The sequence below is a fragment of the Ancylothrix sp. D3o genome (genome assembly GCF_025370775.1).
Taxonomy (GTDB): Bacteria; Cyanobacteriota; Cyanobacteriia; order Cyanobacteriales; family Oscillatoriaceae; genus Ancylothrix.
The window spans coordinates 16428-32035 of sequence record NZ_JAMXEX010000012.1; the positions used below are offsets into that span (position 1 = coordinate 16428).

Consider the following 15608-nt stretch of genomic DNA (forward strand, 5'->3'; position numbering starts at 1 on the left):
TATTTGTAGGATGGGTAGAGCGTAAGCGATACCCATCAAAGCCTCTGTTGGGTTTCGTTCCTCTACCCAACCTACATTACACCCTGAGTTTAATTAAGTTGACTTACTTACAAACTTCTATTTAACGTTCTGGGAATAACTGACAATAACCATCATCAGCCTTATTAACCTCAGCCAAACGAGAATGACCAAAACGATCCATCCACTTCTCCAAATAAACACGATTTGCCAACTTTTCCTTATTATCAGAAGTCGTCAAAGGAAAAGGAGCCAAACCTTGAATAGCAGCAGTTGTCACACAAAACATAGACTTTTGGAAACTCTGACAAATTTGCACCCGCAAATCATCTTCACCGCGACAACTTTGCCGATAAATTTTATGCAAATATTCAGGCACAAAATGCCGCATATCCTGCATTAACTGAGTCGGAGGAATACCGGCACCCCCAATTGGCAAAGGATCAGCATAAAGTGCGCCATAAGCAAAATTTTCCTGTTCCACAGGAATTTGATAAGCTTGAGCATTATAAGAAATCACCCCAGGAAAAGGAGTACCCCGGAAAAAAACAGCCTCCACATAAGGCACCGCCGTATCCATCAAAAAAGTCAAATTTGCAGACTTTGGCAAAATCTCATAATCCTTTCCGCCAATCTTCACACTATAAGTAATTGGAAAATTTGCCGCCTCCACCAAACCATCTTTGATATGTTCCACCACCTGATTAATCGTCTTAATCTCACCGCGATCAAAACGGTCAGACAGCTTAATAAACATATCATACATAATCGTCCAAAACTGCCCCAACCCGCTATAATAAGCCAGCATTCGGATTTGTTCTGGCAGAAACTCAGGGAAAAGCCGGTGCAGCCCCAACATCAAAAAATTACCCTTCAACTTAGCTTGAATAGCCTTTTCAGCCAACTCATAAAACTCTGGCGTATCCACAAACTTATCTAAACCACCGCCGCCATGCCAAAGCATCGTTCTCATGCAATACTCAGCATACTCAAAATTAATCCTGTCATGGGCCCAATGATTCCATAACTTCTTAAAAGAAAACTCCCCATCAAAATACTTAAAAAACGGAAACAACTCTAAAAACTGATGAGCAGCAATGTATTTTAAATTCCGCGAATAAGCATCTAAAACTATCGCGTAACTTTTTAAAATCCCCACCACTTCCACCACATTTTCTTCCGAATGAGGTAACAAAGCATCCCCCGCCTCCAAACGCTCAATATAAGGCGCTAAAGGATGCTTAGAAGGTTTTAAAGTTGCAGCTGTCATAGTAGCGAACCCTCCAATTATAAAAAAATCAAAAACAAAGCCAGTATTTAATAATTTTAACCTCAATGTATAGCAGGCAGGATGCCTGCTCCACAGATTAGGTTATCCGCATCCATCCGCGTTTATCTGCGTGTATCTGCGGTTTTAAAATCTTCCGAATCAACCACCTGAGCAATAGCCGGCACATTCGTCAACATAGCCGTAGTTGTCGCCTCAGTCCAGCGAACAACCCAACTCGGTTGAATCCCCAACACCACAATAATAACGCTGAGAATAATCGCCGGAATACGATCCAACCAGCGTACCTGCGGTAAATTAATCACAGTTTCAGAAAGCCGGCCAAAAAACGCCCGATTTGTTAACAGCAAAAAATAAACCGCCGTTAAACCGGTGCCAACCATCGCCAGCAGAGTTTGAATTGGAAAAACCCCAAAACTGCCACGAAACACCAAAAACTCCGCAATAAACCCAACCATTCCAGGGATACCGGCACTTGCCATCACCCCCAAAATCATCAAACTACCAACAACCGGCAAACCTCTTTCGGGGTTTAATAAACCTTTTAAAACATCTAAATCTCTCGTTCCAGCCTTCTTATAAACAACCCCCACAAGCAAAAACAACAAAGCCGAAATTAAACCATGACTAATCATTTGAAAAACTGCCCCAACTAAACCAATCGGAGTAGCAGAAGCAGCAGACAAAAGAATGTAACCCATGTGACCAATTGAAGAATAAGCCACCATTTTTTTCATATCTGTTTGAGCAATTGCCGTAAATGCTCCATAAAGAACACTCACCACCGCCCAACTTGCCAACCAAGGCGCTAAATAAGCCCAAGCATCAGGAAACAAACCTAAACCAAACCGCAATAAACCATAGGTTCCCAACTTCAACAAAACCCCTGCCAATAAAACAGAAATTGGTGTGGAAGCCTCAACGTGAGCATCAGGTAACCAAGTGTGAAAAGGAACCAAAGGAATTTTGATACCAAAAGCAACCAAAATCACCGCCAACAAAATTACTTGATTTGTTAAAGGTAAGGCTGCCGATAAAACAGGATTATAAGCAAAGGTAGAAGCGCCTGAGAGTAGAACTAAACCCAAAAACGCCGCCAAAATCAAAATTCCAGAAACCGCCGTATAAAGCAGAAACTTAATTGCGGCATAACCGCGACGTTGCCCGCCCCAAATTGCGATTAAGAAATAAAGCGGAATTAATTCCAACTCATAGAATAAGAAAAAGAGCAAATAATCTTGAGCCAAAAATGCCCCGGCTACACCGGCATTTAACAAAAACAACAAAGAATAATAAAACCGGGGCCGGTTCACCGGCTCATAACTGCTAAAAATCGCAACCCACGTCAGTAAACCATTTAAAATCAACAGCGGAAGCGATAAACCATCCATCCCCAAACTGTAAGTTAAACCCAAAGCCGGAATCCAATTTAAAGACTCTTCAAACTGCATTACTGGCAAAGTTACATCAAATTTTGCCGTTAAAAAAAGAGTCCAGACAAAAATGCCCGCCGCAAAAATCAAACCTATTTGACGAGTACGAGCCGCACTCAAAGAACCCGGCCAGAACCCAATCAAAACCGCCGCCACAAGTGGAATCAAAATTAAAAGACTTAACATTATTTTCGTAGAGTGGGCTATGCCCACCGGCCTATGGTCAAAAAAGATAATTTCCAATGGTGAGCAGAGTCCCGAAGACTAAAGCCCACCATTTTTAAAAAAAGCCGGGTAATTAAAACGGCCAAATCGTGAAAAGCAACAACAAACTGACACCAATCACGATAGTAAGAACATAAAACTGCGATTGACCCGAAACATTATATTTCAAACCTTCAGAGCCAAAAATCGTACTCAACCCCACCAAATTGACGAAACCATCAACAACATAACGATCAAGCCAAGAAGTAAGTTTAGAAAAACGAACCACAGCAAAAACAACCGTCAACTTATAAAGCCGGTCAACGTAAAAATCATAAGCGAATAAATCTTGCAAAAATCTCGCTTGAGCAGACACCGGCCTCGACCAAGTTCTATCCAAAGGCCAAAACGCCTCAATAACCACACCACCCAAACCAGACAAAACCAACAACACCACCGCCGGCACATTGATATACATCAAATCTGGTAACAAAGATAACCGCCACATGAAAACCGGCGTTAACAGAGTCACAATCATCAAAGACACCATCGGCACCGCCATCGGCCAAGCCACCTCCGGGGCGCGGCGAGTTTTTTGCTGCGTTGGGCCCAAAAACACCAACCGAAACACCCGCGTCAAATTAAAAGCACTCAAAAAGTTAACACCAAGTAACACCGCTACGAGCCAAGGATCACTAACCCAAAAAACATCAATTCCCTTACGCAAAGCCCAAAAACCACCCAAAGGCAGCAGACCCACCAAACCGGCAGATCCCACCAAAAACGCCATCGTCGTTGCCGGCATCCGAGACCACAGACCCCCCATTTCTGTTAAATTTTGGTTATTCGTCGTTGAAATAATCGCGCCAACACTCATAAACTGCAAAGCCTTAGCAATGCCATGAGTCAACAAAAGCAAAAGCGCAAAATTCGTCCACTGTTGACCCACAGCTATAAAAACCAGCCCTAAATAAGCACTGGTGGAATGAGAAAGAGCCCGCTTAATATCAATTTGGGCAATCGCCACCAAAGACGCCCCTATCGCTGTCACCGTACCAATAACCATCAGAGCCGTAGAAGCCACCGGCGACAGCACAAAAATCGGCTGTAACTTGATCAAAATATAAGCGCCCGAAGCCACCACCACCGAATTTCGTAAAATTGAAGCTGGGTTTGGCCCTTCCATCGCCTCATCCAACCACAAATGCAGCGGAAACTGAGCACATTTACCTGTCGGGCCGGCAATCAAAGCCAAACCCAACAACGCCGCCACCGTTGGCGATAACTGAGCAGTTTCTGCCCACTGATATAGATCATTAAAATTCAAACTTCCCGCCATCGTCGCCAGAGCCACCACGCCCATCAAAAGCAGGATATCGCCCACCCGCTTCGTCAAAAACGCATCTCGCGCCGCCGTCACAACCAAAGGCTGAGCATACCAAAACCCGACTAATAAATAAGTCGAAAGCGTCAGCATTTCCAGCAAAGCGTAACTTAAAAACAAAGAATTACTAATGACCAAAGCACTCATCGCCGCCTCAAAAAAGCCCATCAAAGAAAAAAAGCGAGCCAACCCCCAATCTTTCTCTAAATAACCCAAAGCAAAAACCTGAGCCAGCAGGGAAAGCCCAGTTACCAATTCCATCGCTCCGACAGTGACACTAGAGATATCCAGCGCCAGTGATAAATCTAAATCAGCGAATTGCAACCAGTGAAATAAAATTTCAAAAGGTTCACGGTTCCAAGTCTCTCGAAGTAACACTGCACCGTGTATAAACCCTACAACAGTCATCAACAAATTAATATAAGCAGCCGGTCGCGGCCCCGTGCGGCGGATAATCCCCATTGACCAAGGCAAAGTTAAAACTGCCCCAATTAAGCCATAAAAAGGTATCCACCAACTTGTCAGCAGGAGAAATTGATTCATCTAAATTTCCTTTCAAATCACTAAAATGCCTCCCAGAGGGAAGGTTGTTTGTTGAAACTTTTTAGGGAGTTGGCACTCCCTGCTCAATCTGGGAGCAGGTGAGCCACCAGCATCCAGCAGAGCGATATGGTGATAAACCCCCTGAAAGACGTTTCAGAGAGTAGAGTCAAACCGAGTACGAATAATTTTAAACTTTCGATCACTTTAGCTTATCCTATCCATTGGCAGAAAGTATGCTTGCCAGACTAAAGAATCATAAATTAACCCGGTAATTTTTACTTATCGATTGCCATTATTAAGTTTTATTACTCAGTCGCCAAATTCTCGAAATAATCTTTTGAGCCGTCGCTTCAACTGTTCTGTTTTGGTGTAAAATGCCGGCTTTACTGATGTAGGGGCCGCCGGCATCCCTGGCAACACCAGACGCAAAAAAACCAAAGCTACAACGGCAATTTGCTTTACAAAAAGCCCATTTCGTGCAAGAGTAATAAAAAAATTATAAAAATCAACAACTCGGCACTCTAGCAACGCCTGAATATATAGCTGACCTACCTTTTCTGCTGATTGTTAAGTTTTTTAAATATTTTTAATTTAACTTAATCATAATGATTTATATTGTCAAGGGTGCCAACCTTCTCTATTCTTAAACATGGTAAGGCTAAAGTTTTTTCTAGGTTAGAAAAAATCGGCATATCCGTAAAAATTTGCAAGGGACATCTGGGGAACCCTAGTAAATACGCTCATCCTACAGGAGATAAAAATGTCAATTGCAGTTGGAATGATTGAAACTAAAGGCTTTCCGGCTGTTGTGGAAGCAGCAGACGCAATGGTAAAAGCCGCTCGCGTCACCTTAGTTGGTTATGAAAAAATCGGAAGCGGACGAGTCACAGTTATTGTGCGCGGGGATGTATCGGAAGTCCAAGCCTCTGTTGCGGCTGGCGTAGAAAACGTCAAACGAGTGTTTGGCGGAGAAGTTTTATCCACCCACATCATCGCTCGGCCCCACGAAAACTTAGAATATGTTTTGCCTATTCGTTATACCGAAGCCGTCGAACAGTTCCGCTCTTACTAGCAATCAAAAACCGCACTGGTAGGCGGTTTTAGCTTTTTCCTTTAACGCCCAGTCCGTCAAAGGAAAAAAGTGCAATGTATAGAGTTTTTTAGAGGTTAATTTGTAACCACAAAAAACCTTAGATGAGCATAGGACAGAATAGTTAGCTCAAACAAAATAGAAGGAGTCAAAAAAATGTCAATTGCAGTCGGAATGGTTGAAACACTAGGCTTTCCCGCAGTGGTAGAAGCAGCAGACGCGATGGTGAAAGCAGCGCGCGTCACCTTAGTTGGTTATGAAAAAATTGGTAGCGGAAGAGTCACCGTAATTGTGCGGGGAGATGTCTCCGAAGTACAAGCCTCCGTCGCCGCCGGTGTAGAAAACGTCAAGCGAGTAAACGGTGGTCAAGTGTTGTCTACCCACATCATTGCCCGCCCCCACGAAAACCTAGAATACGTTCTGCCTATTCGTTATACCGAAGCCGTCGAACAGTTCCGCGAAGCTACTGGTGGCATCCGTCCCATCGGTAGACCGTAGAAAAAATCATGCAACTGGCAAGAGTACGCGGCACCGTTGTGTCCACCCAAAAAGAACCCAGTCTGCGAGGAGTCAAACTGCTGCTGTTGCAACTACTAGACGAAGAAGGGCAACCCCTACCAGGCTATGAAGTTGCAGCAGACTCAGTAGGAGCCGGCCTTGACGAATGGGTACTGGTAAGTCGGGGAAGTGCCGCCCGCCAGTCAAGTGATAGCACAAGCCGTCCGCTTGATGCGCTTGTCGTTGGCATTGTTGACACCGTAAACGTTGACAACCGCCTGCTGTACAGCAAAAAAGACCAATATCGCTAATAGCACTTCAGTTCTGGCGTCAGAGCAGACATGAGAAGCGCACAAAAAAACGACTAAGCAAAAAAAGCACTAGGGACAAAAAGGTTTTTAAGGAAGGAGGAACATACTTATGGTAGCAGCCCGCAGATTGGCCGCTCCCCCCACACCCTGGTCGAGGAACTTAGCAGAACCAAAGATCCACGACTCAGCTTATGTGCATTCATTTTCCAAGATCATCGGGGATGTCAAGATTGGCGCAAATGTGTTAGTCGCCCCCGGCACAAGCATCCGCGCTGATGAAGGTTCCCCCTTCTCTATCGGAGACAACACCAACATTCAAGATGGCGTAGTCATTCACGGCTTAGAAGAAGGCCGCGTCATTGGCGATGATGGCAATAGCTATTCAGTGTGGATAGGCCAAAGAACCTCAATCACCCACATGGCACTCATTCACGGGCCGGCCTATGTGGGAGATGACTCTTTTATTGGTTTCCGCTCCACCGTCTTTAATTCTCGCGTTGGCAAGGGCTGTATCATAATGATGCACGCTTTGATCCAAGACGTAGAAATACCCGCCGGCAAATACGTCCCCTCTGGTGCAATCATCACCAATCAACAACAAGCAGACCGCTTGCCCGATGTCCAAGAAAGTGACATGAAATTTTCTCGTCATATTATTGGCATCAACGAGGCTCTGCGGGCCGGCTACCGCTGCGCTCAAGATGCAAGCTGCATCACCGACGTTCGCCAGGAAACCCCCAGCCAAAGCAGCAACGGCTCAGCCAAGCCTCACAACAGCAGCAGTGCGGGCCAAAATAACAGCGATCTGGCCGGTCAAGTCAGACAATTGCTGTCCAAAGGCTATCGCCTTAGTGCCGAATACGCAGACGAGCGCCGCTTCCAAACATCATCTTGGAAAAACTGCGCTCCGATCAGCACAACTTCGGAAAACGAAGCCCTCGCAGCGTTGGACGCTTGCCTTGCTGAGCATCGTGGTGAGTATGTGCGCTTGATTGGCATTGACCCGAAAGCAAAACGCCGCGTCGTCGAAACCATCATCCAGCGTCCCGGTTCTGCCGCCCCCAAAGCCAGCACCAGCGCATCACCGGCACCTGTGGCTGCAAAACCAGCCGCACCGTCAGCCAACCCAGACTTTCAACAACAAGTGCGTGAACTCTTGGCCCAAGGCTACAAAATTGGAGCCGAATATGCCGATGAGCGCCGCTTCCAGACTTCTTCTTGGAAAAGCTGCGGTTCGATCACCGGCAAAAATGAAGCCCAAGTTTTGGCAACCTTACAAGGTTTCTTAGCCGAGCATAGCGGTGAATATGTCCGCTTGATTGGCATCGACTCCAAAGCCAAACGCCGCGTCGTCGAAACCATCATTCAGCGTCCAGGTTCTTCAGGCTCCAAAGCCAGCACAGCACCGGCAGCCAGCAAGGGTGCAGCCACATCAGCCGCTACCCCCGCAGTCAGCGGCGACTTGCAACAACAAGTCCGTCAGTTATTGGCCCAAGGCTACAAAATTGGAGCCGAATCTGCCGATGAGCGCCGCTTCCAGACTTCCTCGTGGAAAAGCTGTGGTTCGATCACCGGCAAAAGCGAAGGCGAAGTCTTGGCAACCATTCAAGGCTTCTTAGCGGATCATAGCGGTGAGTATGTCCGCTTAATTGGTATCGACTCCAAAGCCAAACGCCGCGTCCTCGAAACGATCATTGCTCGCCCCAACGATAAAGGCAGCAAACCAGCCGCCACCGTTGCCCCGGCGACAAAACAAGCTTCCTTTTCATCGACTGCAACCAGCAGTAATGGTGTAGGCGGCGAACTGATTGACCAAGTGCGGCAACTTCTGGCCCAAGGATATCGCATTGGAACGGAACACGCGGACGAGCGCCGCTTCCAGACTTCTTCTTGGAAAAGCTGCTCTCCGATTGATTCCAAAGTCGAAGCCGAAATTGTCTCAGCACTACAAGGTTGCTTGAACGAACACAGCGGCGAATATGTCCGCTTGATCGGCATTGACCCCAAAGCAAAACGCCGCGTCCTTGAGACGATCATCCAGCGTCCGACCGCCGGCGCTCGTCGTTAAGGGTAGTGAGGAATGGGTAATTGGTAATTGGTATTTCACCAATTCACCAATTCACCTTTTCAGCTAACTCTGTAAATCACCATCAAAAAATGTGAATGATTCTCATGCACTTGCCGCTACAGCGACCGATTAGCAACGCTCAGTATTTTGTTAGTGGCGATGTGGTGATTGATGAGTGTGCGGCGATTGCTCCTGGTGCGATTCTGCAAGCTGATGCTAACAGCCGACTGGTTATTGGGGCCGGCGTTTGTGTCGGCATGGGGGCTATTCTTCACGCCCATCAAGGTAAATTAGAAGTGGAGGCGGGCGCGACCATCGGAGCCGGTGTTCTAGTTATCGGCGCCGTCACAATTAAAGTAAATGCCTGTGTCGGGGCCTGCTCTACGATCATTAATACCAATTTGGAGCCTGAGCAAGTCGTGCCGGCAGGTTCGGTACTAGGCGATAACAGCCGCCAGGCTTCTCTCACAGTAAATAAAGTAGAAGAAAGCAAAATTGCCCAAGAAAATATATCTAATGCAACAAGCGAAAATGTGAGAGAAGAACCGGTGAGCGCCAGCCCACCAGAAGCGCCAGTTTTGGAAGAACCGGCAAAAGAACAAGAGTCGCCTGCTCCTGAAAAGGCGGCGGAAACTCAGCACACATTGTATAGTCACCGTCACTTAAATCGGCTGATGGGTACGCTGTTTCCCCAAGGAAATTATTTTTCCCGTCCCTCACAAAACGGCTCATCACCGGCAAATTAGTATAAAACAAAAACCTGGTCGGGGCCCCATAGAGGGTTAAGAACCCCGTCCTTCGTCCAGGTGTCCCCCAGTCCCTCTTGCCGGCACTTATAATAAGGTAGGGGACTGGGTAAATACATCTATGAAACCACCAGAGCTCCTCGTTAAGCCCGCTTCTAAGCGGCAGTTTTTACCAATAGTTTTATCTAAATTTTAAATATGGGACAGTCAAGAAAGCAGCTACCCTCTGCCCCTGGTTCGCAACCGGCCCAGTGGACAGACCCGCTCAGAGAAACGGCACTGGGTTTAGTGTCTACCCAGAGTTTTCCCGCCATTGTCGGGACGGCAGATATGATGTTGAAGTCCGCTCGCGTGACTTTGGTGGGATATGAAAAAACCGGCAGCGGCTATTGTACGGCTATTGTGCGAGGACGCATTGCTGATGTGCGCCTTGCTGTGGAAGCTGGGGCTGATACGGCGGAACAGTTTGGGCAGTTGGTTTCTAAGTTGGTGATTGCTCGTCCTTTGGGGAATTTAGAGGCTATTTTTCCAATTGGTAGCCGGTTGACCGATTTGGCCCAAGAGCAAGGGAACAACCGCTTGAGTAATTTGGCGGTGGGTTTGCTAGAAACACGGGGCTTTCCGGCAATGGTAGGGGCTGCTGATGCAATGCTGAAATCAGCAGATGTGCAATTGGCATCTTATGAAAAAATCGGCGGCGGTTTGTGTACTGCTATTATCCGGGGTCGCGTCGCGGATGTGGCGGTGGCGGTTGAAGCGGGGATGTATGAGGCCGAACGTATTGGCGAGTTTAGCAGCTTGATGGTGATTCCGCGTCCTTTGGATGATTTGGAGAAGACTTTGCCGGTGGCGAGTTGCTGGATCGAAAAACCCAAGCAGGTAATGTTGCCGGTCAGTATCCAAGAAAAAGAAAAACAAGCACAACCGGTTCTGGTGGAGTTGCCAGACTTGGCGCAGTTGCCGGCCCGCGTTGAACCAGAAAAAGAAAAAGAATTAATTGAGCTACCGGATTTAAAAAAGTTACCTCATCTGAGAGAATAAAATAATGAGTTAACTGAGTGGCAGCAGCGGAAGAGAAAAAGCGCCGCACCGGCCATGCGATTGAATTGCGAGGCATCGCGGTTAGGGGTTCCTACAGATAACCTATAACCGGAACGGAGTGGAGGGGTTTTACTCCGCCAACAATTCATAACAGAGCTTGGCGACGCGATTAAGGAAGGGGACTTACGCTCGTAAGATTAACTTGATAATAACTTGCTATTTTCATAAGTAAAAGACACCATTTTTGATTATGATCATAGAGTAGAGTCTATGATAGCGTTCAGGAGTACGTCCCTTGAAGCAAGCAACGCTTCATCAACTGAAGGTCTTTGAAGCAGCGGCCAGACACGGAAGTTTTACCCGCGCTGCTGAAGAGTTATTTTTGACCCAGCCGACGGTTTCAATGCAGGTTAAGCAATTGACAAAAGCGGTGGGGTTGCCTTTGTTTGAGCAGGTTGGTAAGCGGCTCTATTTAACCGATGCCGGTCGGGAGTTGCTGTTAACTTGCCGCGAAATTTTTGAGCGGATCGCTCAGTTTGAAATGACTGTGGCGGATATGAAAGGCTTAAAGCAAGGGCAATTGCGCTTGGGGGTGGTGACAACGGCCAAGTATTTTGTGCCGCGAATTTTGGGGCCGTTTTGCCGACGATATCCGGGGATTGACGTTTCTTTGCAAGTGACTAACCACGAGCAATTGATAGATCGTCTGGCCGATAACCGTGATGATTTGTATATCCTCAGCCAACCGCCGACTAATTCGGATATTTTTTGCCACCCCTTTTTAGAAAATCCCCTAGAGGTTATGGCAAGCCGCGATCATGTTTTGGCGGGAGAAAAAAATATCCCCCTCGAACGTCTTGCAGAGGAACCGTTTATTATTCGGGAACCAGGCTCAGGCACTCGCGGCTCTGTGCAAAAAATGTTTGAGGAACGCAACATTAAATTGAAAGTGCGGCTGGAATTAGGAAGTAATGAAGCGATCAAACAAGCGATTGCCGGTGGTTTAGGAATTTCGGTGCTGTCTCGTCACGTTTTAGCGCTGGAGGGGAGCACAAGTCAGTTAGTTATTTTAAATGTAGAAGGCTTTCCGATTCGCCGGCACTGGTATGTTATTCACCCAAATGGCAAGCAGTTATCAATAGTGGCTCGGACATTTTTTGAGTATTTGCTGGATGAAGGTAAACGGGTTGCGGAAGCAACCGCTGCGCTGCGAGTTACGGACTAAGCAATACTGAGGGGTTGATGCAATACCGGCCTCCCCTCTCTTTTTCTTTTTTTGGCATGAATACTCAGCAATTTAGCAGTAGTTAATATTTTCTATTTTCTCAATATAACTTCTTATCTCGGTGATCCCCATTTAGTTTATAACAATAAATCTCTAGCTTGCTTGTTTGAAAATTTAATATTTCTTAAAGATTATCTTATTTCTAAAGATGGATACAAAGGGCTAATAAAAATCCTTACCATTAGTATCTGATGGGTTTAAAAAAAGGTTTAAGGAGTCAAACAGATGAGTAGCGCAAAGATATCTTGTCCCTGCTGTGGTGGTTTTCAAGTTTTGCGCCACGTCCGACAAAAGCATATTTATTTGTTTTGTATGAATTGCAGGCAGGAACTGCCGCTGAGTATTGCAAGTATTCAACCAAGTTGGGTTAGAGAAAAATTGCCGGTGTAAGGATATAAATTTTTTTTAAAAGGCAGAGGTAAACAAAGAGTCTCTGAGAGGTTTTTTCTTTGCTTACCTCTGGGAAAACCTCTGCTTCTGAGGCTGTCCAAAATAAATAGTTTTGCTGCAAAGAGTAACCGACCTGATAAAATCATAAAGAATTTATGAGAGGTGGGGAGAGTTAATTTTGTTAGCAGCATTACTTTACGGGAAGGAAGATTTGCGGTTGGAGAGTGTGCCTGATCCCACACCTGCAAAGGGAGAAGTGGTGATTCAGGTGGCGGCGGCGACAACCTGCGGTACGGATTTGAAGGTGTGGCGGCGCGGCGGTCATGCGAAAATGTTAAAACCACCTACCCTGTTTGGACATGAGGCGGCTGGGGTGATTGTGGCGGTGGGTGAAGGTGTGAGCGGTTGGCGGACTGGTGATCGGGTGGTGGCGAATAATTCCGCACCTTGTATGGAGTGTTTTTTTTGTAAGAAAGATGAGTTTTCTTTGTGTCCTAATTTGACTTGGAATAATGGGACGTTTGCGGAGTTTTTACGGGTGCCGGCGGCAATTGTTCGGCATAATTTGTTGAGAGTTTCTGATCAAGTTCCGTTTGCTTTGGCTTCGATGACGGAACCGCTTGCGTGTGTTTTGCATGGCGTGGCTCGTTCAAATGTGAAGCGAAAAGATAAGGTAGTTGTGATTGGTGATGGTGCGATTGGTTTGATGTTTGTGGCGGCGTTGGTAAAGTGGGAAACGGAGATATTTTTGTTTGGTGGAAATGATACGCGCTTGGAAATTGGTAAAAAGTTAGGTGCGTCGCAGGTTTTTAATTATCACAAGTTAGGGGATGATAGCGGTGGAATTGCCGGAATTGTTAAAGATTTAACCGAAGGTTGGGGTGCAGATGTGGTGATTGAGGCTACTGGTGTGCCTTCGGTTTGGGAAACGGCAATTGCTTGTGGTCGTCCGGGTGCAACGATTAATTTATTTGGGGGTTGTCCGAAGGATACAACGATTACTGTAAATACTGAAGAGTTACATTACAGTGAGTTGACGTTAAAAGGTGTGTTTCATAATACGCCGAAATATGTGCGGGAGGCGTTAGATTTGTTGACAAGTCGGACAATTCCTTTTGAGTTGTTGATTAGTGAACACCGGCCTTTGAAAGATTTGGAGCAGGTGTTTTGCGATATGCGTGATCGTAAGGCGATTAAGGTGGCGATTGAACCCGTTAGCAATTAACTTAACTGTGAGGGGGGATCTTTAGCTGCTCACTGTTCATTTTTTAAACATTCTGTACAGAACACTTAGTCAAATTCCATAACCATGAATTTTATGTTTTTTAAGAAATCAGAATCTCGAAATCCTTGGTCTTTTATCCCTACGCTTTATTTTGCTCAAGGCTTGCCTAATGTAATTATTACGGGAGTTTTAGATATAGTTTATAAGACAATGGGGATAGAAAATGATCAAATTACAACCTGGACAAGTTTGCTGAATTTTCCCTGGACGCTCAAAATGTTTTGGGCACCTTTTGTCGATATTTATTTAACCAAAAGGAAATGGATTATTTTTACTCAGTTATTAATGGTAGGCTGTTTATTTGCAGCGGGTTTTTCCTTGCAACTTCCAAGTTTCTTTTTTCTATCTTTATCCCTTTTTGCAGTTGCAGCGTTTATTTCTGCTACTTATGATATTGCGGCGGATGGATTTTATATGTTGGCGTTGAGTCCGGAACAGCAAGCGCTATTTGTAGGAATGCGTAGCGTGTTTTTCCGAATTTCCATGATTTTTGCGACAGGTTTTTTGGTGATTTTTGCCGGCCAACTTCAGGAAACTTTGGGCAATATTCCTTTAAGTTGGACTCTGACGCTGTGCTTGGCGGCGATAATTTATGGGGGTACTTTCATTTATCACCACTTTGTTTTACCTTATCCTAGGGTAGATTTGCCGAGAGTTCAAAATCCAGAAGCTTCAGAAGTAACGCCTTATTCGGAAATAATAAGTTCATATTTTCGGAAGTACAAAATAGTGGCTATTTTGGCGTTTATTTTGTTATATCGGTTTGCGGAAGTAATGCTGGGGAAAATAGGAAAATTATTTTTGCTAGATGAGGTTGCTAAAGGTGGTTTAGCGCTCTCGACGAAAGAAGTAGGTAGTATTTACGGAACTTTTGGGGTGGCTTCTTTGTTGGTTGGTGGTGTTTTGGGGGGAATGTTTATTTCAAAATATGGTTTAAAAAAGAGCTTTTGGCCGATGGCTTTGGCTTTGAATTTACCTAATGTTTTTTATGTGTATATGGCTTATGTTCATCCGCCGATACAGTGGGTGTATTTGTTGGTATCTATTGAGCAATTTGGATATGGTTTTGGTTTTACGGCTTTTATGGTGTATTTGATGTATATTTGCACAGGTGAGTACAAAACTTCTCACTATGCGGTATCGACTGGGTTGATGGCTTTTGGAAAGATGTTTGCTGAATATATAAGTGGCCCAATTCAAATGAACGTGGGGTATCCAGTATTTTTTATTATTGTCTGTTTGCTGACTATCCCTGGAATGCTAACAATATTATTTATTCCCTTCAATGAAGAAAGAACACGGCAAGAAACTTAACAAAGAGGAGAGATGCTAGGTTTTTAGCGAAGGAGGTTCGGTCTAAGTAAAAAAACGATTAAAATTGAAATGATGATGCCAAACACTGGTTTTATTTAAGTCTGTACACTTAGCTGCGGTCGGGGGCGCTACGATGACTCAACCACAAAATCCAAATAATGATTTACCTTGGCAAATTGCTGGGAAAATTGCCTACTTTCCTTTGTTTCACGAGGGTTCTTTGGTGGGGTTTTGCCGGCGGGAGTATGTGGCGGGAATTATCAATAAATTGAATGATGAGCCAAAGTTACGAAAGGCTCTTGAGATGGCTTGTTCGGATTTGGTGGCGAATTATCCGGGGGATAAGCGTAAGAAAATTGAGGAGTTAATTCAAAAATATTTGCTTTTGGCAGACCGGCCTCGTTATGGCAGTCGGGCGATTGCGGCTATGTTGCGGGAACGGCAAATAGAGTTAAATGTTTCTGATCCTGAGTTTTATCGTTTTTGTGAGTCTTACCGGCTTTCTGTGCAAGAGTTGCAAGAAATTTATGGGGGGGAGGAGGTGGTGAATAGTCAGCTTGTCCCCCTTTCGCGTATTTTGGGGGTGCCGGTGGAGGAGTTGGTGGAAGTGCGGGATGGGCCTAAAAAAATGTAAATTCTCGCTAAAATATTTGCTCAAAAAAACCTATCTCTTCCCCTTTAAAATGCCAGGAAAGAGAGGTGAGGTTAGT

At 45.4% G+C, this 15608-nt stretch carries 14 protein-coding genes; 11 read left to right on the top strand and 3 right to left on the bottom strand.

Going from position 1 to position 15608, the window contains the following annotated elements; translation table 11 throughout:
• Positions 1-121: 121 nt before the first annotated feature.
• The 3 genes from NG798_RS18655 to NG798_RS18665 form a co-directional block, all read right to left on the bottom strand.
• Positions 122-1288: a CO2 hydration protein gene (locus tag NG798_RS18655; protein ID WP_261225213.1), complete on the bottom strand. Its 1167-nt coding sequence runs from the start codon at positions 1286-1288 to the stop codon at positions 122-124.
• 122 nt (positions 1289-1410) lie between these two features.
• Complete coding sequence (locus tag NG798_RS18660) at positions 1411-2925, bottom strand: NADH-quinone oxidoreductase subunit M (RefSeq protein ID WP_261225214.1); 1515 nt, start codon at positions 2923-2925, stop codon at positions 1411-1413.
• Between the two features lie 112 nt (positions 2926-3037).
• Positions 3038-4870, bottom strand: a complete 1833-nt coding sequence (locus tag NG798_RS18665; RefSeq protein ID WP_261225215.1) for an NAD(P)H-quinone oxidoreductase subunit F — start codon at positions 4868-4870, stop codon at positions 3038-3040.
• 760 nt (positions 4871-5630) lie between these two features.
• Here NG798_RS18665 and NG798_RS18670 point away from each other — a divergent pair.
• From NG798_RS18670 to NG798_RS18725, 11 genes are all read left to right on the top strand, one after another.
• Complete coding sequence (locus tag NG798_RS18670) at positions 5631-5942, top strand: carbon dioxide-concentrating mechanism protein CcmK (RefSeq protein WP_261225216.1); 312 nt, start codon at positions 5631-5633, stop codon at positions 5940-5942.
• Positions 5943-6116: 174 nt separating this feature from the next.
• Positions 6117-6458, top strand: a complete 342-nt coding sequence (locus NG798_RS18675; RefSeq protein WP_261225217.1) for a carbon dioxide-concentrating mechanism protein CcmK — start codon at positions 6117-6119, stop codon at positions 6456-6458.
• A gap of 8 nt (positions 6459-6466) precedes the next feature.
• Positions 6467-6769 (top strand): EutN/CcmL family microcompartment protein, encoded by a 303-nt coding sequence (locus tag NG798_RS18680; protein ID WP_261225218.1) that lies wholly within the window; start codon positions 6467-6469, stop codon positions 6767-6769.
• Between the two features lie 109 nt (positions 6770-6878).
• The gene (locus NG798_RS18685; RefSeq protein WP_317619613.1) at positions 6879-8837 is read left to right on the top strand and encodes a ribulose bisphosphate carboxylase small subunit; all 1959 of its coding nucleotides are present in this window, start codon (positions 6879-6881) and stop codon (positions 8835-8837) included.
• 95 nt (positions 8838-8932) lie between these two features.
• On the top strand, positions 8933-9583 hold the full coding sequence (locus tag NG798_RS18695; RefSeq protein ID WP_261225219.1) for a carbon dioxide concentrating mechanism protein: 651 nt from the start codon (positions 8933-8935) through the stop codon (positions 9581-9583).
• A 198-nt stretch (positions 9584-9781) separates the two neighbouring features.
• Positions 9782-10624, top strand: a complete 843-nt coding sequence (locus NG798_RS18700) for a BMC domain-containing protein (RefSeq protein ID WP_261225220.1) — start codon at positions 9782-9784, stop codon at positions 10622-10624.
• Between the two features lie 295 nt (positions 10625-10919).
• Entirely contained in the window at positions 10920-11849 is a 930-nt protein-coding gene (locus tag NG798_RS18705; protein ID WP_261225221.1) for a LysR family transcriptional regulator, read from the top strand.
• Between the two features lie 285 nt (positions 11850-12134).
• Positions 12135-12299 carry a hypothetical protein gene (locus NG798_RS18710; protein WP_261225223.1) on the top strand — a complete coding sequence of 55 codons (165 nt, stop codon included), beginning with the start codon at positions 12135-12137 and terminating at the stop codon, positions 12297-12299.
• 178 nt (positions 12300-12477) lie between these two features.
• The gene (locus tag NG798_RS18715; RefSeq protein WP_261225224.1) at positions 12478-13524 is read left to right on the top strand and encodes a zinc-binding dehydrogenase; all 1047 of its coding nucleotides are present in this window, start codon (positions 12478-12480) and stop codon (positions 13522-13524) included.
• A gap of 84 nt (positions 13525-13608) precedes the next feature.
• On the top strand, positions 13609-14898 hold the full coding sequence (locus tag NG798_RS18720; RefSeq protein WP_261225225.1) for an MFS transporter: 1290 nt from the start codon (positions 13609-13611) through the stop codon (positions 14896-14898).
• Positions 14899-15031: 133 nt separating this feature from the next.
• Complete coding sequence (locus tag NG798_RS18725) at positions 15032-15532, top strand: hypothetical protein (protein WP_261225226.1); 501 nt, start codon at positions 15032-15034, stop codon at positions 15530-15532.
• Positions 15533-15608: the final 76 nt, after the last annotated feature.